Origin of the sequence: Mesorhizobium neociceri, assembly GCF_013520985.1 — a bacterium.
GTDB lineage: Bacteria > Pseudomonadota > Alphaproteobacteria > Rhizobiales > Rhizobiaceae > Mesorhizobium > Mesorhizobium neociceri.
The window spans coordinates 168,095-191,762 of sequence record NZ_JACDTY010000011.1 but is presented as its reverse complement, the minus strand read 5'-3'; the positions used below and the strand labels follow the sequence as shown (position 1 = coordinate 191,762).

The window sequence follows — 23,668 nt, the reverse complement described above, 5'->3', positions numbered from 1 at the left end:
TGCCGACGAAGAACCAACGGAGCAGAACCATCGCAACGTCGGCCACTGATCGTCAGACCGAAGTCCTACGCCAATACGACTGAAGCCCCTGAGCAGGAACAAAGGCTTACAGCTGCCGTTGCCTTCCCAGAGACCTCAGGGAGGAAGAAATGGCTGACGGACCAACTGTTGTGAATGCAGGAGGGGGCGCAGGAACGGCAATAGCGATTGTTGTTGCGATCGTCGCAATCCTTGCCCTGCTTTTCGTCACCGGCGTCATCAATCTCAATGGCGGCGACGGAAAAGACATCGACGTGAAAGTCGACGTGCCCAAGATTGAGGCGCCTGCCTCAACGCCAAAGCCGGCGGCTCCAGCCCCGGCTCCCGCCAACGGCGGTTGAGCCGATCGGCTGCGGCTCCAGCGCGGGAGGAGCGCTGGAGCCAGCTTTCACTAGAGCAATTCCAGGAAAAGTGCGTGCGGTTTTCCGTCCGGAATTGCGTGAAAACAAAGAGATAGAGCGGTTCGCCGTTTCCGTGAAACGGTGAAACGCTCTAGGGAACAAGACAATGGATGACCCACACAACAGCGTATCGGAAGCTCGGTGGCTTCTTGCCGTTCCGGCGTCGGTGATCTTTGCGGTCTTGTTGGCCGGCCTGATACTGACCTGAAACACCTTTTCAACGCTGATTGGCGCGCTTGGCGAGCCGGCCGTCAGCTTCAAAGAATTTTGGTCACCAGATTGTCCAGCCTGGAGTTCTCGCGGTAAGCCAATCGCACCACAGCGGCCCCCAAGACCCCGGTAGTGGTGCCGCCGATTACGTCGGTCACGTAGTGGGTGCCGATGTAAATTCTCGACCAGCAAATCAGGAATGCCATGATCATGAATGCCAGCGTCCGGCGCGGCAGAGCTTGCATCGCAAAGGCCGCAACGATCGCAACAGATGCCGTCGCGTGATCGGACGGGAACGACCAGTCGGCGCTGGGCGCGATCAACAGATGCGTCACGCCGGCATCGTAGGGCCGGATCCTGTGCACGAACAGAAGGACGAGTTGGTTGATCGCCAGTCCGAGCAAGAACGCCAGACCGGCCGACAGGGCCGCGTGACGAAGATGGTAACGGTCGGCCTTCGCCCACCATTGCACAACCACAGCCAACACCATGAGCGGAACGCCGATTTGTGAGGCGCCAGTCATTGCTTTATCCAGAACCGGGTGAAGCCCGGCTGCGGCGTTGATCCAGTGGGTGAGAGTTGCATCCATTCTTTGTTGCTTCCGTTGTTGTCGATCGCGAGGTGAATTGTGAAGGCAGTCGACGAACGCCGCATCCATCAGATTTTTGAAGTCAGCGTCTGGCTGAAGGGTGCGCACGCCCTGATCGAATGCGTTGGCGGTGTCCTGCTTTATCTCGTCACCACGGACACCATTGCCTCGTGGGTCAATGCTTTCACCCAAGAGGAGTTGACCGAAGATCCGAACGATTTCATAGCTGGCTATCTGTCGCAGATGGCAAGCCATTTTTCGATCGCCAGCAAGGAGTTCTACGCCTTCTACCTGCTCAGCCACGGCCTGATAAAGCTGCTCTTGGTTATAGGCCTTTTGCGAGGCAAGCTGTGGGCGTATCCGGCCTCCCTCGTCGCGCTAGGCGCATTCATGGTCTACCAAGTCTACCGCTATTCCTACACCCACTCACCGGGCCTGCTCGCACTGACCGTCTTCGATGCGGTCGTCATGGTGCTGATCTGGCACGAATGGGGCGCAATGCGGCGGCACGAGCCAGCATAGCGACGGAGTATCAGCCTCGGCTCTGTTCAATGCGCTGGACCGCAGACCAGAATGGCCCAAGCGGAGCCGACACACCAACGGCCGCTAGCTGATGCGGATGCGTCGCAAAGCCCCGCGCTGAAGGGCAAACAGCGCCGCGACCAGCGCGACGTTTGTCAGGGCGAGCCCGAGCAGTACGGTCAGCAATCCGCGCTCGCCGGTATGTTGCAGGAGCAGCGCGCCGGCGGACGGCGCCGCGGCTTGGGCGATTAGGCTCGGCATGGCGAGCCGGCCCATCAGCTTCGCATAGCCGGTGGCGCCAAACAGGGCGAGCGGCAGCGTGCCGCGCGCGATCGATTCCAGGCCGATGCCGGCGCCGTAGAAAATCAGGGCGACCGGCAGAACCGGCAGGCCGGTCCAGAGCGTCGTCACACCTATGACGACAAACGTCACCGAGGCGAGTTTGGTCCAGATCGGATGGTGATAGCGGGCGATGGCCATCTCGATGGCGCGGGCGCCGACCTGGGAAGGGCCGACCAGCGCGCCGAGGCCGACCGCCGCGCCGAGCGCCAGGCCGGTGGATTGCAGCACGGTCAGCAGATGCACCGAAAGGGTCGACGATATGACGGCCGACAGCGTGATGCTTGCCGCCAGCGTGGCCATCAGGGGCAGGCTGCGCGGCGCCAGACCGGTTTCCGGTGCGGCAGCCGTCTGGGCAGACGCTTCGGCGGGAACGCCGCGCGGCAGGACAAGCAGATAGACGGGCAATGCCACAAGGAGCTGGATTGCCGCGTAGACCAGGCACACGCCACGCCAGCCGAACGCGTCGAGCAGAAACGCCGAAATCGGCCAGCACACCGTGCTGGCGAAACCGCCGAACAGCGTGAGGCTGGTGATGGTCGAGCGGGCGCTGCGCCCATACAGTCTCCCGAGCGTGCTGAAGGCGGCATCATAAAGGCCGGCGCCCATGCCGAAGCCCATGATCAGCCAGCCGGCGACGAAGACGGAAAGGGTCGGCGACGCGGCCACCACCGCCTGGCCAATGCCGAGGCAAACGGCGCTGAAGGCGAGCGTCATGCGGCCACCGTGGCGCTCGATCGCGGCACCGACATGCGGCGATATCAGGCCCGCGACCAGAAGCCCGAGCGACAGGCTGCCGATCACCCAGGGAAATGGCCAGCCGGTCTGAGCCGACACCGCAGGCGCAATGACCGCGGGCAGATAGTAGGAAGAGCCCCACGCCATGATTTGCGTGAGGCCGAGCGCCGAAACGATAACACGTCGACGTGGGATCACAGGCGGTTCCACTCAGGTATGCTCCCGAAAAGTGAGTGGAGCGGCCATCGTCGGTGACTTCACGCGCCCGTCAAAGCCGGTTACTTCTGACCCCTCAAAAGGAAAGACCTGATGCGCATCGCCGTGTTTGATGAGAATGAGGCAAGGCTTCATGTGCGGGCCCTGGCCGAGATGCTGACCCAGAGCGTCGAAGACGGCGCGCTCATTGGCTTCGTGCTCCCTTTTGATGAGCCTCAGGCGCTGACACATTGGGAGGATGTTTTCCGTTCGGTGAGGGAAGGCGAACGGCTCCTCATCTGCGCTGATATCGACGGCCGTGTCGTCGGCACGGTCCAACTCTATCTCTCGCCGGAGCCGAACGCACCACACCGGGCCGAAGTCTACAAACTCCTCGTTCATCGCGACTTCCAGCGGCAAGGCATCGGTCTCGCTCTCATGCAGGCTGTCGAGCGTGAGGCCATGGCTAGAAAACGGTCCTTGCTCCTCCTCGATACGGTCGAGGGCGGGGCAAGCGAGCGACTCTACAGGCGGCTCAACTGGCATGAGGTCGGCTCTGTCCCGCATCACTTTGTCGACCCGCATGGCCAGCCGAAAGTCTCTATCTATTTCATGAAGCATCTGTCGCTTTAGGCCGGTAGGCGACCTTCTCGCCGTCTTCTTTCACGAAGTCCCGAACAGGATTGTCGAGGAGAGGCAGCACGGCTTCGGGCAGCGAGCTCACGCGGCAACGCCGCAACCGCACCCACCCCTACCGACGGCTTTTGCTTCGACATCGGCGACGCAGCAGCCATCCGCCTCCTTTGCGGCCGGACCGCCGCAACAGCCTTTGGACGCAGCGCCAAGTGCAGAAGACGGCACCGTACAGACGCCGGTTTCCGGCAGCACGAGTTGCACTGCATCGGCGGAAACCATGTCGCCGGCAAGAGCGGCGGCGACGGAGCGGACCTGCTCATAGCCCGTCAGCAGCAGGAAGGTCGGCGCCCTGCCATAGCTCTTGATGCCGACCGTATAGAAATCGGGCTCGGGATGGCTGAGCTCGCGGTGGCCATGCGGCGGCACATCACCGCAGGAATGCTCGTTGGGATCGATGAGCGGCCCCAGCGCCTTGACGCCTTCAAGCCACGGATCGAGATCGAGGCGAAGCTCCCTGGTCAGCGAGAGGTCGGGCCGCTGCCCGGTTGCGGCGATGATGCGGTCGACAGGGCCGACCTGGCGCAAGCCGTCTGCGGTCTCGCCTTCGACGATCAGGCGATTTTCATGCGCGCGGATGGCGACGGTCGCAAATCCTGTCACCAGTGAGACGCGGCCGCTTTCCGCCAGTTCGCGAACATCGGCGCCAAGCTCGCCGCGCGCCGGCAAAGCATCGGCATCGCCGCCGCCATAGATGCGCACGAGGTCGGTGCCCCGCGTCACCCAGATGAACGCCGTGCCGAGCTCGGCATCTGCCAGTCTGGCGAGGTCGAGCAAGGCATTGGCAGCCGAGTGCCCCGAACCGGCAACCAGCGTCGTGCGGCCGGAATAAAGAGCGCGGTCACGGCCGAGAATATCGGGGATTCCATAGGCGATACGGCCGGCATTCTCTGCCTCGCCCTCGCCCTCGGCCGCGATTCCGCCAGCGCCGAGCGGATTTGGCATCTGCCAGGTGCCGGATGCATCGATCACGGCGCGGGCGCTGTCTCGCCTTGTGCCATTGGCCGTTTCGACCACCAGCATGAAGGGCCGCGTCCCGCGTGCCTTGCTCAGCACCTTGTCGGCGCCCCAGCGCGAGATGCCAACGACGCGGGCGCCGGTTTCGATTGCCGGCGCCAGTTCCGGCAGCCTGGCAAGTGGTTCCAGGTAGTGCTCGACAAGCTCGCCGGCGGTGGGGAATGCCTCTGGCGCCGGCATGCGCCAGTCATGGGCTTCGAGCAATTTTCTCCCTGCCTGGTCGATGCAGTAGCGCCAGGGCGTGAACACCCTGACATGGCCCCAATCCCGCAGGTTGGACGCAACGCCGCTGCCGGACTCATAGAGCTTCACTGGCAGGCCCTGCTCCAGCAGATGGACGGCTGCCGCCAACCCAACCGGACCGGCGCCGATGACGGCGATGGGTAGATCGCTTTGAGGGGTCATTTTCTATACCTTCCATCCTTCCGGGATTACCGAAATATCAATCAAAAAAATTACGCCGCCGCTTCTCCGGTGGCGGAATTGCAGGTTGCATCGGCACAGCATTCGTCGGCGAGGAAACCGATCAAATCCTGCATGATAGGATAGTTGGCGCGGCAGATCAGCGTCGTCGCCTGTCGTTCCTGAGTCACCAGGCCGGTCAGGATCAGCCGGTGTAGATGATGCGACAGCGTCGAGGCGGCGATGCCGAGACTTTCCTGCAGATAGCCAACCGGCCTCCCCGCAGCGCCGGCCCGAACCAGCGTGCGATAGAGGTTCAGCCTCGTCGGATTACCGAGAGCTTCGAGCTGCTTTGCTGCTTGTTCGAGTTTCATGGAAATACCATTAGACCCAAGGCTTCGTGGTGTCAATTCTATTTCGAATAATGTCGAATTACCCGACACCGCCAACATCAAGCGGCAACGGCTTGGTGGCCACGGCCTCTTCCACAGTCGGTCCCCAAACGACGAGTATGAGACCAATCAGGATGATCATGCCTCCAACTACGACGAGCGGCGTGAGCGCTTCGCCAAGGAGCACATGTGCCGTCAGCATGCCGAAAATCGGCATCAAGAGGATGAACGGGGCAATTTGATCAACGCGGTGCCGGCGAAGCAGGCCATACCAGATCGAATATGCGGCGACGAAACCTCCCAGCGCCAAGACCGCCACCGCACCCCATTGAGATAGCGTGGCCTGGAGCATAGCCGCCTGCTGCCCGCTCTCCAGAACAAGCGACATGATCAGCAGTTGCGGGGCGGCAATTGCCGCCATCATGCCCATCAGGCGCGCGCCCGAATCCTGGGACTTGGTACGGATGATTGCTTGGGCGACACCCCAGCAGAGCGTGCCGAGCACGATCAGCAGGAGGCCACTGGATTCTCCGACGGAGTTAGGCAGCCCGACGACCAGCGCCACGCCTGCCAAGGCAATTATGACACCGGCCAAACGGCGACCACTTGTCTGTTCCTGGCCGACGAGCCAAGCAGCGAGAACCGCAAACGGCACTTGGGATTGAACAGTGAGAATCGCCATGGTGGCAGGGACGCGGGAGATCCCGCTGAAAATAAGCGCGCTTTGCAAGCTGGCGCCGAGTGTCGCTGCGGCGATCACAGCCCATAGCGGTGTTTGCCGCGGCTGCCACGGCCGATACAATGCCAATGCCGTGACGGCATAGACAATGCTCATGAGAAACAGTGGCGGAAAGCGGTCCATAGCCGGCTTCGCCATCGTATAGGCGATTGCCCACAAGACCGGAGGCATGGTCGCAATGAGAGCGTCGCGTGGTCTCATTCGTCGATCCCGCCGCTGGCATGTTGATACTGTCGCATTTCAGGATGCTGATTGTCTGCCTGCTCTGGTGCAGTCGCCGTCCCGTTTGCGCCAGCCACTCGTCTCAAATCGACCGCTGATTTGACTGCTTGGCGACCTCCTCCGCGCTTTCAACCGGCAGTTCTGATCACGCAACGCGCTTGCCGTCAGCATCGACGACGACTTCACCGTCTTCCTTGGTGAAGGGGCCGATATCGGGATTGGGCAAGATGTCCAGCACCGCTTCCGACGGCCGCGCCAAAAGCACGCCGAGTGGCGTCACCACTATTGGTCGGTTGATCAGGATCGGATGCGCCAGCATGAAATCGAGGATCTCGTCGTCGCTCCATTTGGGATCGCCGAGATTAAGTTCGGCATATGGCGTGCCCTTTTCGCGCAACAAGTCGCGCGGCCTCATCCCCATTGCCGCGATCAGTTCGATCAGCTTTTCGCGCGACGGAGGCGTCTTCAGATACTCGATCACCTCCGGCTCCTCGCCGGATTGGCGGATGATGGCCAGCGTGTTGCGCGAGGTACCGCAATCGGGGTTGTGATAGATGGTGATGGTCATTCGGCAGCTTTCATCTCTGGCACGGGTTTCGATTCGGAAAGTAGCCAGCCGGCCAGTGCCATGGCGAGCAGCGCGCCCAGCAGTTCGGCGACGATGAAGGCCGGGACATCGAGCGGCCGGATCCCGGCGAACGTGTTGGAAAACGCGCGCGCAATGGCGACGGCCGGATTGGCAAACGAAGTCGAGGCTGTGAACCAGTAAGCGCCGGTGATGTAGAGCCCGACCAGCCAGGGAATTGCGTCACTGCGAAAGCGCAAGCCAGCAAGGATGGTGAACACCAGGCCGAAGGCGGCCACCAACTCTGCGATCCATTGGCCGCTTCCGGTTCGTACGGTTTCGGAGACCTGCAGGATCGGCAGTTCGAACATCGCATGCGCCAGGAACGTTCCGGCAAGGCCACCCAGAATTTGGGCGAAGACGTAAGCCAACCCTGTGCTGGCTTCGATCTCACGTCGAAGCGCGAACACCAGCGTCACCGCTGGATTGAAATGCGCCCCGGAAATCGGCCCAAGAATGGTGATCAGCACCACCAGCATAGCGCCGGTCGGGATCGTATTGCCGAGGAGCGAAAGCGCCACGTCGTCGGTCAAGCGATCGGCCATGATGCCCGAACCGATAACGGCGGTAACCAGCATGGCGGTGCCGAGCGCTTCGGCGACAAGGCGTCGTGACAAATCAGTGGCCATGCTGTTCAGCCTGCATTGGGGTGATTGCGACCGATCTCATCCAGGCGCTTCTGCAAGGCAAGCTTGTCGAGTGTATTCATCGGCAGGCTTACGAAGATTGAAATCCTGTTATTGAGCATGCGGTAGGCATCGGCGAATGCCAGGTGCTTTTCAGCATCCGTGCCCTCGACGGCTGCGGGATCGGGCACCCCCCAATGCGCCGTGATCGGCTGACCGGGCCATACGGGACAGGATTCATTGGCTGCGTTGTCGCAGACAGTGAAAACGAAATTCATCTCAGGTGCGCCCGGCACCGCAAATTCCGCCCAGTCCTTCGAACGGGCAAAGGAGATATCGTGGTTGACGGTCTTTAGAAGCTGCAACGTATAGGGATGGACCGCACCCTTGGGATGGGAACCGGCAGAAAAGGCCTTGAACCTGCCGGCGCCGACACGGTTCAGGATCGCCTCCGCGAGGATCGACCGCGCCGAATTACCGGTGCACAGAAACAATACGTTGTAAGTCTGATCGCCCATTGCTTCCTCCCCTGGCATTTACCGGCTTAACACTTGCAAGTCACCGCCTGGATTACCGGCTGGCAAAGCTCCGGCGCACCGTTGCAGCAATCCTCCATGAGGTAAGCGAGCAAGTCGCGAAATCCGGTCATGTCGGCGACATAGCGAATGGTGCGCCCCTCGCGCTCGGCGCGGACCAGCCCGGCATGGCCGAGTATTTTCAGATGCGCCGACATGGTGTTCTGGACGATGCTTAAGCGCGATGCGACTTCGCCGGCGGGCACGCCTTCAGCGCCGGCCCGAACCAGCAGCCGGAAAACCTCCAGCCTTGTATCTTGGCCGAGCGCCGCAAGCGCGAGAAGGGCGGTCTGTTTGTCCACGTATCCATAAATCCAGATGTATCGCCGTATAGCCAAGGCGTATGACATCTAGATGACATTCAGGAAACCGGATCGATGGCTGGCTGGACAGCGCTTGGCGAGCACAGACTACATCTGCGACGGCAAGAGATGCGCCTGCAAGCTGGATCACCAAAGCAACGAAAAAGCCCGGACGAACCGGGCTTTTTTGTCAGGCGTCTCAACCACGCTAAGCGGCTCGAGACGGGAATTTGGTGCCCAGAAGAGCCATGCTGCGACTAGCATACGGCAGGCCGCGAAGCCGAGCCAAGCGTGTTGGACCGCTCATCCCTGAGCCAAACGGCCATGCCCATGGCTCCTGTCCGCCAAAGTCTCGATGACCCGGCATTCCGCCACTCGCCCGCAAGCGCACTCATCGACCATGCGTGTCAGTTCCAGTCGCAGGGCGTTCAGGCTCGCGATCCTGCTCTCGACTTCTGCCAGCCGGGCCTTGGCGATCGCATCAGCTGTCGCACAGGATTGGTCCGGGTTGTCTTGAAGCGACAGCAGCGCCCGGATGGCGTCGACCTCGAAGCCCAGCTCGCGGGAGTGCCTGATGAAAGCCAGTCTCGAAACGGCGCCCTTGGCGTAGCGTCTTTGCTGTCCTTCGGTACGCGGTGGCGCCGGCAGCAGGCCGATCTGCTCATAGTAGCGGATGGTGGCGACTTTCACCGCCGTTCGCCGCGAAAGTTCGCCGATTGAGAAATCCATGAAAAACCTCTTGAACCTCTAGTGGCTAGAGGACCTAGGGTGGCCGCAAACATGGAGATTTTCAATGGCGAAAGATTGCTGCGCTCACGAAACAACGGCCTGTGCAGGCCCGCCGCCTCTGGTGCTGCCGGCCAGGATCGACAAGGCGGAGACGGCAAGTCATGGCGCGCCGAATGCCTCGTGCTGCTCTGGTGGTGTGGCCGTCTTCGATGGCATGGACGTTCGTTACAAACGCGTGCTTTGGGCTGTCATTGCGATCAACGGGGCGATGTTCCTTACCGAGATGGTCGCTGGACAGCTCGCCGGATCGCAGGCCCTCAAGGCCGATGCCCTGGACTTCCTGGCCGACACCGTCACCTACGGCCTGAGCCTCGCCGTGATCGGTGCAACCCTGCAAACACGCGCGACCGCGGCCCTGTTCAAGGGGCTGTCGCTGTTCGTCATGGCGCTGTTTGTGTTCGGCTCGACGGTCTACCAGACCTTGATCCACGATGTCCCAAGCGCGGAGGTCATGGGGGTCATCGGCTTCATGGCGCTGGCGGCAAACCTCGGCTCCGTGCTGCTGCTGCGCCCCTATAAGGACGGGGATGCAAATGTCCGCTCGGTCTGGCTTTGCTCGCGCAACGACGCCATTGGCAATGTCGTGGTGATGGCTGCCGCAATAGGGGTTTGGGGCACATCCACCGCCTGGCCGGATCTGGTCGTCGCCGCGCTGATGGCTGGAATATTCCTGACCTCATCCGTCCAGATCCTGCGGCAGGCCTGGGTTGAGTACAGCCTGGGCCGACAGCTTGCTGCCGCGGAATAACAAAAAAGCCCGGACGAACCGGGCTTTTTTCTGAGAAACCATCACCAGTCCTCCTTCGCCAAGGCTTCGGAGGACACTCCTTCGTCTAACGACTTCGGGTGGCCTGCCACCCGAAGCTCGAAGAGCGAAGGGTGGTGCCCAGAAGAGGACTCGAACCTCCACTCCTTGCGGAACACGGACCTGAACCGTGCGCGTCTACCAATTCCGCCATCTGGGCTGGTGCGGGCTCATGTAAGCGGGCAAGCGACGGGTGTCAACGCGCTTTTAGAGCATGATCCCGAAAAGTGGGAACCGGTTTTCGGAAAAGATCATGCTCAATCAAGAAACGCCCGCTTTGGGGCGCCGGCTCAGTTTTCCAGCACGTCCTTCGACGCCACGGTGGAATCGGCGTTGAGCTTGTAGATCACCGGCACGCCGGTGCCGAGTTCGAGCTTGACGATCTCCTCGCCGCTCTTGCCGTCCAGCGCCATGATCAGAGCGCGCAGCGAATTGCCGTGCGCGGCGACGAGCACGGTGCCGCCCCTCAGGACATGCGACTGCATGTCGTGGAGATAGTAGGGCCAGACGCGGGCGCCGGTGTCCTTCAGGCTTTCGCCGCCGGGCGGCGGCACGTCGTAGGAGCGGCGCCAGATGTGCACCTGGTCCTCGCCCCACTTCTTGCGCGCGTCATCCTTGTTGAGGCCGGAGAGGTCGCCATAGTCGCGCTCGTTCAACGCCTGGTCGCGGATCGTCTTCAGGTCGCTCTGGCCGACGGCGTCGAGAATGTGCTGGCAGGTCTTTTGCGCCCGGATCAGCGCCGAGGTGAAGGCGATGTCGAATTTCAGCCCGCGCGCCTTGAGCTTCTGGCCGGCTTCCTTGGCCTCGTTGTGGCCCAGTTCGGTCAGGTCGACATCGCGCCAGCCGGTGAACAGGTTCTTCAGGTTCCATTCGCTCTGGCCGTGGCGCACGAGCACGAGTGTTCCCGACATGTTTGCTCCTTCAAAATTATGGATATCTCAGGCTAAGCCCAGCACGTCCCGCATCGAATACAGTCCAGGCTTCTTCGCGCGCGCCCAGAGTGCCGCCTTGACCGCACCGCGGGCGAAGATCGCGCGGTCCTCGGCATGATGGGAAAGCGTGATGCGCTCGCCGGTTCCGGCCAGGATGACGCTGTGGTCGCCGACCACCGAGCCGCCGCGTAGCGAGGCAAAGCCGATCGTACCGGGCTTGCGCACGCCCGTATGGCCGTCGCGTGACCGCACATCGTTGCCGGCAAGCGAAATGCCGCGTCCCGCCGCCGCCGCTTCGCCGAGCAGAAGTGCGGTGCCCGACGGCGCGTCGACCTTGTGCTTGTGGTGCATTTCGAGGATCTCGATGTCGAAATCGTCGGCGTCGAGCGCCCGCGCCGCCTGTTCCACCAGCACCGCCAGCAAATTGACGCCGAGGCTCATATTGCCGGATTTGACGATCGTCGCATGGCGCGCCGCGGCCTCGATCCTGGCGTTGTCTTCCGCCGAACAACCGGTGGTGCCGATGATATGGGCAATGCGCGCCTGCGCGGCATAGCCGGCGAATTCCACAGTCGCCGCCGGCACGGTGAAATCGAGCACGCCGTCGGCCTTGGCGAACACCGGCAGCGGGTCGTCGCCGATCGTCACATTGATGATGCCGATGCCGGCAAGTTCGCCCGCATCCTTGCCGAGATAGGGCGATCCGGTCCGCTCGACCGCGCCGACTACGCGCGCGCCGGGGATCGAATGGATGGCGCGGATCAGCGTCTGGCCCATGCGGCCGGCCGCCCCCACCACCACCAGGCCCATATCGCCGGTTTCGCTCATACGGTCCTCCCAACCACCTTCTTTCCACGCGAACGCGGCAGCGGAGTTTGGATTGGCTTGGCGTCGTCGACAAGCCCCAGCCCCTTCTTGCCCTGCACCCGGTGGAAGCGGGCATAGACACTGTGCGGATCGGCCATCAGCGACGCATGCGTGCCTTCCTCGACCAGCCGGCCCTGCTCCATGACGATGATGTGGTCGGCATTGACCACGGTCGACAGACGGTGCGCGATGACGATGGTGGTGCGGCCGGCCATGATTTGGGTGAGCGCTTCCTGGACCCGGGCCTCGGCTTCGTTGTCGAGCGCCGAGGTTGCTTCGTCGAGCAACAGGATCGGCGCATTACGCACGATGGCGCGAGCGATCGAGACGCGCTGGCGCTGGCCGCCCGACAACGTCGCGCCGCTTTCGCCGACCGGCGTGTCATAGCCCTGCGGCTGCTGGCGAATGAAGTCGTCGGCCGCGGCTTGGTGTGCCGCCTGTTCGATCTCGGCGTCGGTGGCCGAAAGCCGGCCATAGCGGATGTTGTCGCGGATGGTGCCTTCGAACAGATAGGGTGACTGCGAGACATAGGCGATCGAGCTTCGCAGCGAGTGTTTGGTGACCTTGGAAATGTCCTGGCCGTCGATATCGATCGTGCCGGACTCCACGTCGTAGAAACGCTGCAGCAGCGCCACCAACGTCGTCTTGCCGGCGCCCGAGGCGCCGACGATTGCGGTCATCTTGCCGGCGGCGGCGGTAAAGCTCAGATCCTGCAGCACCGGCACTTCCTCGACATAGCGGAAGGACACGTTGTCGAAGCGTACCGCGCCGGTGGTGAAATGCGCCTCGGCGGCGCCCGGCGCGTCGCTTTGCTTCGGTTCGCGGTCGAGCAGCTCGTAGATCATGCGCGCATTGACCAGCGCGCGCTCCATGCCAATCTGCGTTCGCGCCAGCTTCCTGGCTGGATCGTAGGCAAGGATCAGCGCGGTGATGAATGACAGCACCGAGCCGGGCGGCTGCCCGAGAACGATCGCCCGGTAACCGGAATAGGCGATGACGGCGGTGACGGCGAGGCCGGCGAGCATGTCGGAAATCGGCGACAGCCGCTCCGAGACGCGGGCAATCTTGTTGTTGCGCTGCTCGGCCGTGTCGGCCATGGCGCCGATGTGAGCGGCGAGCGCATCCTCCATGGTGAAGGCCTTGACGATGGCGATACCTTGCGTGGCTTCCTGGATGGCTCCGGTCAGCCGAGAATTGATCAGCACGGATTCGCGCGTGATCCGACGCACGCGACGGGTGAGGTACACGACGGCCCAGATCAGCGGCGGCCCGATCAGCAGCGAGCTCAGCGACAGCACCGGATCCTGGTATATCATGACGCCGAGAAGGGCGATCAGGGTTACCGCGTCGCGGGAGATCGACGTCAATGTCAGGGACAACAGGTCACGAATGCCGCCGACATTCTCGTTGACCTGTGCGGCCAGCCGGCCCGAGCGCGTGTCATTGAAGAAATCGACGCCAAGCTTCATCAGATGATCGAAGATGCGCTTCTGGTAGCGCGCCACCAGATTGTTGCCTATCCTGGCCAGCGCCACCGCCTGGCCGTAACCCGCAAAGCCGCGCACCACGTAGGCTGCCATGAAGCCGGCGCAGATCCAAACGATCGCATCGCCACGCCGCTCGTAGAATATCTCGTCGACGATCGGCGCCATGATCCAGGCCGTGAAGGCCGTCGTGCCCGAAACCAGCAGCAGGCAGATGATGGCAACGACATAGGTCCAGCGATACTCATCGCCATTTTCAGCGAGGATGCGACGAAGGACCGCCGTGACTTCGCTCGGTGTGGCCTTCGCTTTGTTTGGACTTTGGAGTGTCAAATCGGCTGCGCTTCGTCGGTTTCCGCATCGTAAGCGGGCTGGAATTCGGCCCCCCTCTTAGCGCTCCGGCCGTGGCTTGCCTATGGCCAAGGCGGCGAAACTTCGTCGCGGCTCAGTTCACGATTTGGAGTTGGTCGCCACTTTTGCGGGTGCCGATCACGCCCGCCAGCGCCGCCCCTCGGTCTGGACGCCGAACAGCGAGGGGTTGCGGGCATAGGCGGCAAGGCCGGAAAGGGCCGCTAGCGGGTGGGTGATGACATAGACCGGCATCGAGGCCATCAGCGCGCTGTGCGGCGCCTTGTCCTCGAAGGCAGCGCGGAAATTGCCCTCCTTCAGCGCCGGCACGATCTTTTGCGCAATGCCGCCGGTCAAAAACACGCCGCCGCGGCTCATGAACACCAGCGCCAGGTCCCCGGCGGTGCGGCCAAGACAGGTGACGAACAGCGCCAGCGCTTCCTCGGCGACCGTATCGGTCTTGGCCAACGCCGCCCCGGTGATTTCGGCCGGCGTGGTGAACGGCGCCGGCTTGCCGTCGGCCTTGGCCACGGCACGGTAGACATTGACCAGGCCGCGCCCGCACAGGATCTGTTCGCCCGAAATGCGGCCTTCGAGCTTTTCGATATGTGGGAAAACCTCGAAATCGCGCGGCGTTCGCGGGCCGATGTCCATATGGCCGCCTTCGCCTGGCACCGGTATCCAATGGTTGAGGGCATGGACCAGCCCGGCAACGCCGAGTCCGGTGCCGGGGCCAAGCACGACGCGGCCGGCATTCTCCTCCGGCGTGCCGCCGCCGATCTTTTCCATATGCTCTTCGCCGAGCGCAACAACGGCCAGCGCCTGCGCCTCGAAATCGTTGAGCACGACGATATCGCTCAGGCCCAGGTTGGAAAACATCTGCTTCGGCTTCACCACCCAGGGACAATTGGTGAGCGGAATCTCGTCGCCATCGACCGGCCCGGCGATCGCCAGCACCGCCGAATTCGGCCGGATGGACGACCGGTCGAGCACCGCCGCCTGGATCGCCTCGTCGATGGTGTTGAAATTGGCCGTCTGCACGATATGCGGCTCGCCGCCGTCCGAATTCGCGTCGAGCACGATCGAAAAGCGCGCGTTGGTGCCGCCGATGTCGCCGATCAACACTGGAAACCGCAACGCTGCGTCGTCGTCGCCTGACATGCCTTGGTCGTCCCCTTTGTGGCGACGTTGCGCCCGTTTCAATCGATTGACTAGCGCATGACCCGGGAAAGGGGAAGCGTCAGTTCGCCTTTACTGTCCGACGTTTGCCGGCGGTCGTCGCCTCGGCAGGGGAATGCCGATCTCCGGCGTGGCGGTGAAGGCGTTGACTGCGTTTGGCAGTCCGGCCGCGTTGCCGGTGACGGGCGGCAAAGGCGCGTCGGGTTCCGGCGCCCTGGCAGCGATCGGCACGCCGCCGCCGCGATAGGTGACGGCTTCTGCCGAGTCGGCGTCGGGCTGGTCGAGCACGAACCGGCATTGTTTCGGCAGGTTCGCCATCGTCATCAGGTCGCGCGCCTTGGGCGCGTCCGGGTTCTTGTTGGGCCGCCACGGCTCCTCGGTGAACCACCAGGCCAGCGGCTTGCCGCAGCCGTCATCGTCAGGCGTCGCTTCCTGTCCCTTGCAGTTCGGCGAGCCCGGCTGGCAGCCGATGCGGATATGGAAATGATAGTCATGGCCCCAGAACGGCCGGATCTTGCGCAGCCAGGTCCGGTCGCCGGTGACGGTGTCGCACAGTTTCTTCTTTATGCCGGGATTGACCAGGATGCGCTCGACTTCCGGGTAGCTCGCCGCCCGCTTCAACAGTTGCGTGTGCATAGGCTTCCACAGCCGGTCCTTCACCAGATGCGTCTTGTCGTCGACCATCAGCGTGGCGCTGACGTTTTCGCGCTCCTGGGTCGTAAGCTTGCGGTCGGGCATCGGCGTCAGCCAGATGTCGGCATCGAGGCCGATCTGGTGCGAGGCATGGCCGGTCAGCATCGGCCCGCCGCGTGGCTGCGAGATATCGCCGATCAAAAGCCCCGGCCAGCCGTCGGCCGCCGCATCGCGCGACAGTTTCTCGATCAGCGCGATCATCGTCGGATGGCCCCAGCGCCGGTTGCGCGACGGACGCATCACCTCCCAGTTCATGCCATCCATGGGCAGCGCGACGCCGCCGGTGAAGCAGCCCTTGGAATAGAAGCCGAAGGACTGCGCCGCCGCCACCGCCGGCAGCTTCTTGGCGCCGAACAGGTCTTTTGCCCGCGGCTCGGCCGTGATTGCGCCCGCGGCCAGTCCGGCCAGCGCCACGATCGCCAGCGCCGCCGTCAGGAACGGTCGTCTGCCGGGCAAGGATCGCATTGAAATCGTCATGAGCCCCCCTCTCTGCAGCAGGCCGCTGGTCCCACCGAATCATACCACGCTTGGCGCCGCGTTTCGATTATCCACCCTTCATCGGGCTGCGCGGCTCGCCGTCACGCCAGCTGCCGTCGGCCCACATCCGGTCGAATGCCCTGCGGTAATCCGGAAAGCGGAAACGATATCCGGCCGCCTTGATCGCTTTGTTGGCGACGCGCTTGTTCTCGCCATAGAAGGACCGCGCCATGGGCGAAAGTTGGGCGGTCTCGAAAGGAATTTCGGGCGGGGGCTCAACGCCCATCAGCGAAGCGGCATAAGTGACGACATCCTGCGGTGGCGCCGGTTCGTCATCGGTAACGTTGAAAATGCCGCCTGTATTGCCGCCAATGAGATGCCAGAGCGCGCCGGCGATATCGTCGCAATGGATGCGGTTGAACACCTGGTCGGGCTTGACCAGCCGCCTTGCGGTGCCGTTTTCCAGATTGACCAGCGCGTTGCGGCCTGGCCCGTAAATCCCGGAAAGCCGCAGGATCGCCACCGGCTTGCCGATCTCGCGGCCAAGCTCCAGCCAGTCCTGTTCGGCCGCCACCCGCATGGCCGAGCGCTTCGACACGGGCCGGCATGCGGCCGTCTCGTCGACCCAGGCACCATCATAATTGCCGTAGACACCAACGGTCGAGAGATAGCCGATCCATTCAAGCGCCGGCATCGCCGCAATCGCCTGGCGCGCCGCATTCCGCACGGGGTCACCGGCTTCCTCCGGGGCCACCGAGATAACGAGGTGGGTGGTTTTCTCCAGCGCATCGCCGATTTCGCCCGTCAGCGCGCCGTCGAACAGCAGCGGCGCGATGCCTGCCTGGCGCAGCGCTTCGAATTTCTCGGCCGAGCGCGTGGTGCCGAAAATCGGCACGGCATCTGTGTTCGCTCGGGCAAACGCTTTGCCCGAATAGCCGGCGCCGAAGATGAAAATCTGCTTTTCGTTCATGCATGTGCCTCGATAGGCAATGCGGACAGCCATTCGTCGCGCACCGTCGCGTCGATTTCGGTTTTCAAGCAAATCGCGGCCCGTTCGCTGAATTCAGCTTCCGGCACCAGCCGCGCCAGCGCCCACACCGCCGCGCCGCGCACCAGCGGCGACGGATCGCTCAGCAAGGCGCGAACCGGGCCAGCCAGCGAGAAATCACCGGAATTGCCGGCGGCGGTCAGCACGTTGCGGACAAAACGGTCGCGGCCGATGCGCTTGATCGGCGAGCCCGAGAAGAAAGACCGGAACGCCGCGTCGTCCAGTTGCAACAGCTCGGCCAACGGCGGCTCGCGCAAATCCGCGCGGGCTGCAAGCTTCGCCTCCGAGGCGGCGCGTGCGAACTTGTTCCACGGGCAGGCGGCGAGGCAATCGTCGCAGCCATAGATGCGGTTGCCGATCTTTTCGCGGAATTCGCGCGGGATCGGCCCCTTGCTCTCGATGGTGAGATAGGAGATGCAGCGCCTGGCATCAAGCCGGTAGGGCGCCGGAAAGGCATCGGTCGGGCAGGCATCGAGACAGGCGCGGCAGGAGCCGCAATGGTCCTCGTCCGCTTTGTCCGGCGTCAGTTCCGCCGTGGTGAAGATGGTGCCGAGAAACAGCCAGGAGCCGTGCTCGCGGCTGACCAGATTGGTGTGCTTGCCTTGCCAGCCGAGCCCGGCGGCCTCAGCCAGCGGCTTTTCCATCACCGGCGCCGTATCGACAAAAACCTTCACGTCGCCGCCGGCCCGCGCCACGATCTTGCCGGCGATCTCCTTCAGCCGGCCTTTCATCACCTCGTGATAGTCGCGGTTTTGCGCATAGACCGAGATCGCGCCGCGATCGCGCCTTGCCTGCAGCGCACGCGGATCGTGGTCCGGTCCGTAATTCATCGCCAGCACGATGATCGAGTGCACGTCCGGCCACAGCGTCGAGGGTTCGCTGCGGCGTTCGAGCGTTTCGGCAATCCAGGCCATCGAGCCGTGAAACCCGTCGGCGACGAATTCGGCCAATCTGGCCGGCGCCAGCGGGATGGCATCGGGTGTGGTGACGGCGACAGCATCGAAGCCGGCGCGCCGCGCCTCGGCGTCGACCAGCGCGCGCAAGGTTTGGCTTTTAGAAGTCGAGGTCCGCATAATGCGATACCGGCGACAGGCCGCGCACCCGGTCGGAGAGCAGCGGCCTAAACGAGGGCCTGGACTTCACCCGCGTGTACCACTCGCGCGCGGCGGCATGCTCGCGCCAGTCGATCTCGCCGAGATAATCCAGCACCGACAGCGCCGCCGCCGCCGCGAGGTCGGCATAGGTCACCTTGCTGCCGGCCAGCCAGTGGCGGGTGCCGGCCAGCCAATTGGTGTATTTCATATGCTGGCGGATGTTGGCGCGCGCCGCGCGGATCGCCGCCGAATCGGGCGAACCGCCGCCCGCCGTTTCCGGCATCACCGGCTTCAGCACGCGCTCGCGCACCAGATGCCTGGTCACTTCGCCTTCGGCCTTGTTGAGATACCAGTCGGTCAGCCGGCGGATTTCGGCGCGCTGCATCGGGTCTTCGGCAAACAGCCTCTTGTCGCGCTTCAAGACACCGCGCGTCTCGTCGAGATATTCGGCAATGACCATGGCGCCGACGATCGGCACGTCGCCCTCGGCGAGCAGGATCGGCAAGGTGCCGGCCGGGTTCAGCGCCAGAAACTCCTTGCGCCGCGTCCACGGCTTTTCCTCGATCAGCGCCAGCTCCTCGCCATACTCGCCGAAGGCGAGGCGAACGAAGCGGCAAGTGGCGAACATCGGGTGATGGAAAAGCGTCAGCATGGTTCCGCGATAATTCAGCGCACTGGCGAATCGCAGGGCGCACCGGTAAGTCTTGGCGGCCCGTCATGCGGCCGTCACGGTGTTGCGACCTATAGGGGGACTTCCACGCCGTGACAAGCAAGCCATTTGCAAGCCGCTTCCTTCCGTCACTTGAATGCCGAGGTTGCCATGGATAGCCACACCATTGTCGAAGCCCTGCTGCTCGGCCTGCTCGAGGGGCTGACAGAGTTCATCCCGGTGTCCTCCACCGGCCATATCCTGCTCGCCGGCCATTTTCTTGGCTTCCATTCCACCGGCAAGGCCTTCGAGATCCTGATCCAGCTCGGCGCCATCCTGGCGATCCTCAGCGTCTATTTCCGCCGCTTGTGGCAGATGCTGCTCGATCTGCCGCACGACCGGCTGACGCGGCATTTCGTCCTCGGCATCCTGATCGCCTTCCTGCCGGCGGCCGTCATCGGCGCGCTGGCGCATGATTTCATCAAGACGGTGCTGTTCGAATCGCCAAGGCTGATCTGCATCATGCTGATCATCGGCGGCGTCGTGCTGCTGGTCGTCGACCGCATGAAGCTGCAGCCGGTCTACCGCGACGTCGAGCGCTTCCCGACCCGGCTCTATCTGCAGATCGGCCTGTTCCAGTGCCTGTCGTTGATCCCCGGCACGTCGCGCTCCGGTTCGACCATCGTCGGTGCGCTGCTTCTGGGCGTCGACAAGCGCGCGGCGGCGGAATTCTCCTTCTTCCTCGCCATCCCGACCATGGTCGGCGCCTTCGCCTTCGACCTGTTCAAGAACCGCAACGTGCTGACCACCGCCGACCTGCCGATCATCGCCATCGGCTTCGTCGCCGCCTTCGTCACCGCGCTGTTCGTCGTCCGCCTCCTGCTCGATTACGTCTCGCGCAACGGCTACTCGCTGTTCGGCTGGTGGCGCCTGGTGGTGGGTGGCGTCGGGCTGGTGGCGTTGATGGTTTGGGGGTGAGCCCCCTACTCGGTTCGTCGAGTTCCTTCGCGCCCCCCTCTGTCCTGCCGGACATCTCCCCCACGAGGGGGGAGATTAGCGGCCCGGCTGGCGGCGCTTTTCCTGCAACGTCGGTGATTGACGAAAGCCGAGGCGACAGCTGATCTCCCCCCAAGTGGGGGAGATGGCCGGCAGGCCAGAGGGGGGCGCTGTCCCGCTGTCGTCTCGCCGGGATCGCTCAGCGATCCCGCTAATTTCTCCCATAAAATGCATTCTCGACATGCACCGGCCAGCGCCAGGGCAGCACCGCCACCATGTCGAAACGCATCGACAGTTTTCCGTAATCCGGCTGCCGCGACAGCCAGAGGTCGGCCGCGCCCTCGATGCGCCGCTCCGATTCATGACCGATCGCCTCCATGGCCTCCATCAGCGTGCGCCGCGCCTTGACCTCGACGAACAGCACCAGATCCCCGCGCCTGGCGATGAGGTCGATCTCGCCGAAGCGTGTGCGATGGCGGCGCGCGAGTATCCGATAGCCCTTCAGCATCAGCGCCGCTGCCGCCAGCCATTCGCCGCGATGGCCGCGCCGATAGGCCTTTTGGCGGCTGGCGCTTGGGCGCTCAGCCACCTTCGCCTTCTCCAACGGCATCCCTGAGTTCAAGCAACCGTCGGTAGAGGGCTTGTTTCTGCCCGCCAGTCATTTTCGCCGCTTCCGCCGCCGCCTTCGACGCCGGCATTTCGGCGGCCAGCGACAAAAGCAGTCGGTCGATGTCGGCGGGTTCGTCCGCTCTGGCCTGGGCCGGCCCGACGCAGATGACGATCTCGCCCTTCGGCGTGTCGGCCGCCGCATAGTGATCGGCCAGCCCCTGCAACGTTCCGGTGCGCATTTCCTCAAAGGTCTTGGTCAACTCGCGGCCGACGGCGGCTTTCCGCTCACCGCCCAGCTTCTCGACCATGGCGACCAGCGTCTCGGCCAGCCGGCGCGGCGATTCGAAGAAGATCAGCGTTGCGGGAACCGCCCTGAACGTCTCCAGCTTGGTCAGCCGCTGCCCTGATTTCACCGGCAAAAATCCGGCGAACAGGAAGGCGTCGGACGGCAGGCCGGACGCCGTCAGCGCCGCCAGCGGCGCCGACGGTCCGGGGATCGGCACCACGCGCAGGCCGCGCTCCTGCGCCTCACCGACCAGCCGGTAGCCGGGATCGGAGATCAGCGGCGTGCCGGCGTCCGAAATCAGCGCCACACTCTGCCCGGCTTCGAGCGCTGCGATCAGCTTCGGCCCGGCCTCGCCGGCATTGTGTTCGTGATAGGCGGTGGTGCGGCGGCGGATGCCGTAGCGGTCGAGCAGCACGCGCGAGACGCGGGTGTCCTCGCAGGCGACGATGTCGGCGGCGGCCAACGTTTCCAGCGCGCGCAGCGTGATGTCGGAGAGATTGCCGATCGGCGTCGCCACCAGATACAGCGCCGGCTCGAGCGGCCGCGCAGGCATCTCGGTCTGGCCGATCACATAGCTGCGTTTTTCGCCGGTCACCGCTCACATCTCCGTTCAGCCCTGTTTGGCACGGCGCAGGCGTGGTTGCAAAACGCCTGGCGTCCGGGCCCGAACCTCACGTCCCCAAATCTCACGCGGATGTAATCCGGCCGCCATGTCTTTGCCATAGTAGGGAACGAAACCGTGGCCAGCGGATTGAATGCCTGAGTCTCTTGAGGAGGAGGACAGGATGGAAAGCCTGAAACTGCAGGACGTTTTCGAGCCCTATTATGCCGGCCACAAGCGCTTTGCCGCGCCGCGCGACAAAGCCAATCCGCTGAAGCCCGGGACGAGGCTATCCGCAGGGAAGCTGGAAAGCGGCTTCTGCGCCGTGTGCTCGCCGAGGCCCGCACCGAAATCGAGATCGACACCGAAAGCACGACGGAGCACTGACCGGACGATGCCCAACCGCTTCGATATCTTCATCACCCGTCTTGAAACCAAAAGCGCTCGCGAGGGCGCTCCGCCACATCCGATGAACGACCAGCACAGCGTCCGCCGCGACAAGGCCGATGCCAAGCCGGTTCACGCCGGTCAGCCGCTCGCCGAGAAAGATCGCGCCAAACACCGCCACAAGCACGACGCCTGACCTTTCGCAATTGGCGAGAACAATCCTCGAAGGCGGGGCACCCATTCGCGGCGCCTCTCAGCCCAGATATCGCGACACGTTCACTTCCAGCACTCGCACCAGCACCGGATCCATGAATTCGTAATCATCCGGGATGTCGAGGCAGATCACCCGCGCCTTCTTCAGGCTTGCCTTGAATTTCTTCTGCAGCTTGGCGCGGTGCGCCTTTTCCATGACGAATATGATATCGGCCCACGTCACCAGCTCATGCGTCAACGGCGTGTCGGCATCGTGGTTGGTGCCGGCCGAGGCCACCTCGATATCCCTGCGTTTGGAAAACACCTGCTCGGCGGTCGGGCTGCGCAAGCGGTTCTGGCTGCAGACGAACAGCACATTCTTCAAGACTTTTGCTCGAGCATGATCTTATCCGAAAACCGGCTTCCACTTTTCGGGATCATGCTTAGCTATCTCGCCAAATCCGCGACCACGGCGTCGAGCACGATCATGCCGGCCGGCGTGGCGCGCAGCCTGGCATTACCGATCGGCGCCACCAGCCCCTCGTCTTGCAGCACGGTCAGTCGCGCGCTCGACAGGCCGCGCCCGGAAAACGCCTCGTAGCGGGAAAGGTCGATGCCTTCGGCCAGCCGCAGCCCCATCAGCAGGAACTCGTCGGCCTCTTCCGAGCGCGTCAAAACCTCGCCGCCGGTGACGCCATGGCCCTTGGCCTCGACCAGATTGGCCCAGGTCTCCGGCATTCGCTCGGCGATGGTGACCGTGCGATGGCCGTTCTCGATGAAGCGGCCATGCGCGCCCGGCCCGACGCCGACATATTCGCCATAGCGCCAATAGGTCAGATTATGCCGGCTCTCGGCGCCCGGCCTGGCATGGTTGGAGATCTCGTAGGCCGGCAGACCATGCGCTGCGGTGACCTCCTGCGTCAGCGCATAGAGATCGGCCGCCTGGTCATTGTCGGGAATGGTGAATTTGTGCGCCGCGTGCAGCTGATAGAACGGCGTGCCTTCCTCGATGGTCAGCTGGTAGAGCGACAGATGGTCGGCGGCGTGACCGATCGCCTGTTCAAGCTCCGCCTGCCATGCGTCCAGCGTCTGGCCGGGACGGGCGTAGATCAGGTCGAAGGAGAGGCGCGGAAAGATTTCGCGGGCGAGCCCGATCGCATGCAGCGCCTCGTCGACATTGTGCAGCCGGCCGAGAAAGCGCAAATCCTTGTCGTTCAGCGCCTGCACGCCGAGCGACACCCGGTTGACACCGGCGGCGCGATAACCGCGAAAACGCTCGGCCTCGACCGAGGACGGGTTGGCTTCGAGCGTCACCTCGATGCCATCGGGCACCGTCCAGTTCTTCGCCACGGCGTCCAGCACCGCCGCCACCGTCTGCGGCTGCATCAGCGACGGTGTGCCGCCGCCGAGAAAGATGCTGGTCACCTCGCGTGGCCCGGTGCGCTCGCGCATCGTCTTCAGCTCGGTCTCGAAGGCGCGGGCAAAGCGTTCTTGGTCGACCGGCTGGTGGCGGACATGGCTGTTGAAGTCGCAATACGGGCATTTGGCCACGCAGAACGGCCAATGGATGTAGACGCCGAAGCCAGGGGTGCGGTCGGCCAACAT

The 23,668-nt window shown here is 63.5% G+C and carries 27 protein-coding genes, 1 tRNA gene and 1 pseudogene; 5 read left to right on the top strand and 24 right to left on the bottom strand.

Going from position 1 to position 23,668, the window contains the following annotated elements:
* Positions 1-149 precede the first annotated feature (149 nt).
* Positions 150-380, top strand: coding sequence for a hypothetical protein (locus tag H0241_RS22155; protein ID WP_181059967.1), 231 nt, complete (start codon positions 150-152; stop codon positions 378-380).
* Positions 381-697: 317 nt separating this feature from the next.
* Here H0241_RS22155 and H0241_RS22150 read toward each other — a convergent pair whose 3' ends face one another.
* Complete coding sequence (locus H0241_RS22150) at positions 698-1,240, bottom strand: phosphatase PAP2 family protein (RefSeq protein WP_181059966.1); 543 nt, start codon at positions 1,238-1,240, stop codon at positions 698-700.
* A 39-nt stretch (positions 1,241-1,279) separates the two neighbouring features.
* Here H0241_RS22150 and H0241_RS22145 point away from each other — a divergent pair, with 39 nt between their 5' ends.
* Positions 1,280-1,762 (top strand): DUF2127 domain-containing protein, encoded by a 483-nt coding sequence (locus H0241_RS22145; protein ID WP_181059965.1) that lies wholly within the window; start codon positions 1,280-1,282, stop codon positions 1,760-1,762.
* An 84-nt stretch (positions 1,763-1,846) separates the two neighbouring features.
* Here the strand turns inward: H0241_RS22145 and H0241_RS22140 are convergent, their stop codons facing one another.
* On the bottom strand, positions 1,847-2,986 hold the full coding sequence (locus H0241_RS22140) for an MFS transporter (RefSeq protein ID WP_181059997.1): 1,140 nt from the start codon (positions 2,984-2,986) through the stop codon (positions 1,847-1,849).
* A 162-nt stretch (positions 2,987-3,148) separates the two neighbouring features.
* On the opposite strand from H0241_RS22140, the gene H0241_RS22135 reads away from it, so the two are divergent.
* Positions 3,149-3,667: a GNAT family N-acetyltransferase gene (locus tag H0241_RS22135; protein WP_181059964.1), complete on the top strand. Its 519-nt coding sequence runs from the start codon at positions 3,149-3,151 to the stop codon at positions 3,665-3,667.
* Between the two features lie 87 nt (positions 3,668-3,754).
* Here the strand turns inward: H0241_RS22135 and H0241_RS22130 are convergent, their stop codons facing one another.
* The 8 genes from H0241_RS22130 to H0241_RS22095 all read right to left on the bottom strand — a co-directional run bounded on the left by H0241_RS22130 (position 3,755) and on the right by H0241_RS22095 (position 9,356).
* Positions 3,755-5,149 (bottom strand): NAD(P)/FAD-dependent oxidoreductase, encoded by a 1,395-nt coding sequence (locus tag H0241_RS22130; protein ID WP_181059963.1) that lies wholly within the window; start codon positions 5,147-5,149, stop codon positions 3,755-3,757.
* Between the two features lie 50 nt (positions 5,150-5,199).
* Positions 5,200-5,520: an ArsR/SmtB family transcription factor gene (locus tag H0241_RS22125; protein WP_181059962.1), complete on the bottom strand. Its 321-nt coding sequence runs from the start codon at positions 5,518-5,520 to the stop codon at positions 5,200-5,202.
* A gap of 58 nt (positions 5,521-5,578) precedes the next feature.
* A complete protein-coding gene (locus H0241_RS22120) occupies positions 5,579-6,478 on the bottom strand; it encodes a DMT family transporter (RefSeq protein ID WP_181059961.1) in 900 nt (299 codons plus the stop codon).
* Positions 6,479-6,644: 166 nt separating this feature from the next.
* Positions 6,645-7,067, bottom strand: a complete 423-nt coding sequence (arsC, locus tag H0241_RS22115) for an arsenate reductase (glutaredoxin) (protein ID WP_181059960.1) — start codon at positions 7,065-7,067, stop codon at positions 6,645-6,647.
* Complete coding sequence (locus H0241_RS22110) at positions 7,064-7,753, bottom strand: aquaporin (protein ID WP_181059959.1); 690 nt, start codon at positions 7,751-7,753, stop codon at positions 7,064-7,066. The genes arsC and H0241_RS22110 overlap by 4 nt, the downstream gene beginning before the upstream one ends.
* A 5-nt stretch (positions 7,754-7,758) precedes the next feature.
* A complete protein-coding gene (locus tag H0241_RS22105) occupies positions 7,759-8,268 on the bottom strand; it encodes an arsenate reductase ArsC (protein ID WP_181059958.1) in 510 nt (169 codons plus the stop codon).
* A 26-nt stretch (positions 8,269-8,294) separates the two neighbouring features.
* On the bottom strand, positions 8,295-8,627 hold the full coding sequence (locus H0241_RS22100) for an ArsR/SmtB family transcription factor (RefSeq protein WP_181059957.1): 333 nt from the start codon (positions 8,625-8,627) through the stop codon (positions 8,295-8,297).
* A 303-nt stretch (positions 8,628-8,930) separates the two neighbouring features.
* The gene (locus H0241_RS22095) at positions 8,931-9,356 is read right to left on the bottom strand and encodes a MerR family transcriptional regulator (RefSeq protein WP_181059956.1); all 426 of its coding nucleotides are present in this window, start codon (positions 9,354-9,356) and stop codon (positions 8,931-8,933) included.
* Between the two features lie 64 nt (positions 9,357-9,420).
* Between H0241_RS22095 and H0241_RS22090 the strand changes: the two genes are divergently transcribed.
* Positions 9,421-10,164, top strand: coding sequence for a cation transporter (locus H0241_RS22090; RefSeq protein ID WP_181059955.1), 744 nt, complete (start codon positions 9,421-9,423; stop codon positions 10,162-10,164).
* 132 nt (positions 10,165-10,296) lie between these two features.
* Here the strand turns inward: H0241_RS22090 and H0241_RS22085 are convergent.
* The 9 genes from H0241_RS22085 to H0241_RS22045 all read right to left on the bottom strand — a co-directional run bounded on the left by H0241_RS22085 (position 10,297) and on the right by H0241_RS22045 (position 18,995).
* Positions 10,297-10,381 (bottom strand) — tRNA-Leu (locus H0241_RS22085).
* A gap of 130 nt (positions 10,382-10,511) precedes the next feature.
* On the bottom strand, positions 10,512-11,132 hold the full coding sequence (locus tag H0241_RS22080) for a 2,3-bisphosphoglycerate-dependent phosphoglycerate mutase (protein WP_181059954.1): 621 nt from the start codon (positions 11,130-11,132) through the stop codon (positions 10,512-10,514).
* 27 nt (positions 11,133-11,159) lie between these two features.
* A complete protein-coding gene (gene dapB, locus H0241_RS22075) occupies positions 11,160-11,981 on the bottom strand; it encodes a 4-hydroxy-tetrahydrodipicolinate reductase (RefSeq protein WP_181059953.1) in 822 nt (273 codons plus the stop codon).
* Positions 11,978-13,837 carry an ABC transporter ATP-binding protein gene (locus tag H0241_RS22070; RefSeq protein WP_181059952.1) on the bottom strand — a complete coding sequence of 620 codons (1,860 nt, stop codon included), beginning with the start codon at positions 13,835-13,837 and terminating at the stop codon, positions 11,978-11,980. Before H0241_RS22070 ends, dapB begins: the two co-directional genes overlap by 4 nt.
* Positions 13,838-13,993: 156 nt before the next feature.
* Complete coding sequence (locus tag H0241_RS22065; protein WP_181059951.1) at positions 13,994-15,013, bottom strand: glucokinase; 1,020 nt, start codon at positions 15,011-15,013, stop codon at positions 13,994-13,996.
* A 90-nt stretch (positions 15,014-15,103) separates the two neighbouring features.
* The gene (mepA, locus tag H0241_RS22060; RefSeq protein ID WP_181059950.1) at positions 15,104-16,201 is read right to left on the bottom strand and encodes a penicillin-insensitive murein endopeptidase; all 1,098 of its coding nucleotides are present in this window, start codon (positions 16,199-16,201) and stop codon (positions 15,104-15,106) included.
* Positions 16,202-16,268: 67 nt separating this feature from the next.
* Complete coding sequence (locus H0241_RS22055) at positions 16,269-17,171, bottom strand: SDR family oxidoreductase (protein WP_181059949.1); 903 nt, start codon at positions 17,169-17,171, stop codon at positions 16,269-16,271.
* Positions 17,168-18,322 (bottom strand): tRNA epoxyqueuosine(34) reductase QueG, encoded by a 1,155-nt coding sequence (gene queG, locus H0241_RS22050; RefSeq protein WP_181059948.1) that lies wholly within the window; start codon positions 18,320-18,322, stop codon positions 17,168-17,170. Before queG ends, H0241_RS22055 begins: the two co-directional genes overlap by 4 nt.
* Positions 18,303-18,995 (bottom strand): glutathione S-transferase family protein, encoded by a 693-nt coding sequence (locus H0241_RS22045; protein ID WP_181059947.1) that lies wholly within the window; start codon positions 18,993-18,995, stop codon positions 18,303-18,305. The genes queG and H0241_RS22045 overlap by 20 nt, the downstream gene beginning before the upstream one ends.
* A gap of 168 nt (positions 18,996-19,163) precedes the next feature.
* Here H0241_RS22045 and H0241_RS22040 point away from each other — a divergent pair, with 168 nt between their 5' ends.
* The gene (locus H0241_RS22040; RefSeq protein ID WP_181059946.1) at positions 19,164-19,970 is read left to right on the top strand and encodes an undecaprenyl-diphosphate phosphatase; all 807 of its coding nucleotides are present in this window, start codon (positions 19,164-19,166) and stop codon (positions 19,968-19,970) included.
* Positions 19,971-20,199: 229 nt separating this feature from the next.
* Here H0241_RS22040 and H0241_RS22035 read toward each other — a convergent pair whose 3' ends face one another.
* The 5 genes and pseudogenes from H0241_RS22035 to hemW form a co-directional block, all read right to left on the bottom strand.
* Positions 20,200-20,577 (bottom strand): YraN family protein, encoded by a 378-nt coding sequence (locus tag H0241_RS22035; protein ID WP_181059945.1) that lies wholly within the window; start codon positions 20,575-20,577, stop codon positions 20,200-20,202.
* Complete coding sequence (gene rsmI, locus H0241_RS22030; protein ID WP_181059944.1) at positions 20,570-21,478, bottom strand: 16S rRNA (cytidine(1402)-2'-O)-methyltransferase; 909 nt, start codon at positions 21,476-21,478, stop codon at positions 20,570-20,572. The genes H0241_RS22035 and rsmI overlap by 8 nt, the downstream gene beginning before the upstream one ends.
* 472 nt (positions 21,479-21,950) lie before the next feature.
* Positions 21,951-22,064 (bottom strand): annotated as a pseudogene (locus H0241_RS36460) (EamA family transporter); the annotation flags it as partial.
* A 60-nt stretch (positions 22,065-22,124) separates the two neighbouring features.
* Complete coding sequence (locus tag H0241_RS22015) at positions 22,125-22,448, bottom strand: low molecular weight protein tyrosine phosphatase family protein (RefSeq protein ID WP_181059942.1); 324 nt, start codon at positions 22,446-22,448, stop codon at positions 22,125-22,127.
* A gap of 62 nt (positions 22,449-22,510) precedes the next feature.
* Positions 22,511-23,668, bottom strand: a complete 1,158-nt coding sequence (gene hemW, locus H0241_RS22010) for a radical SAM family heme chaperone HemW (RefSeq protein WP_181059941.1) — start codon at positions 23,666-23,668, stop codon at positions 22,511-22,513.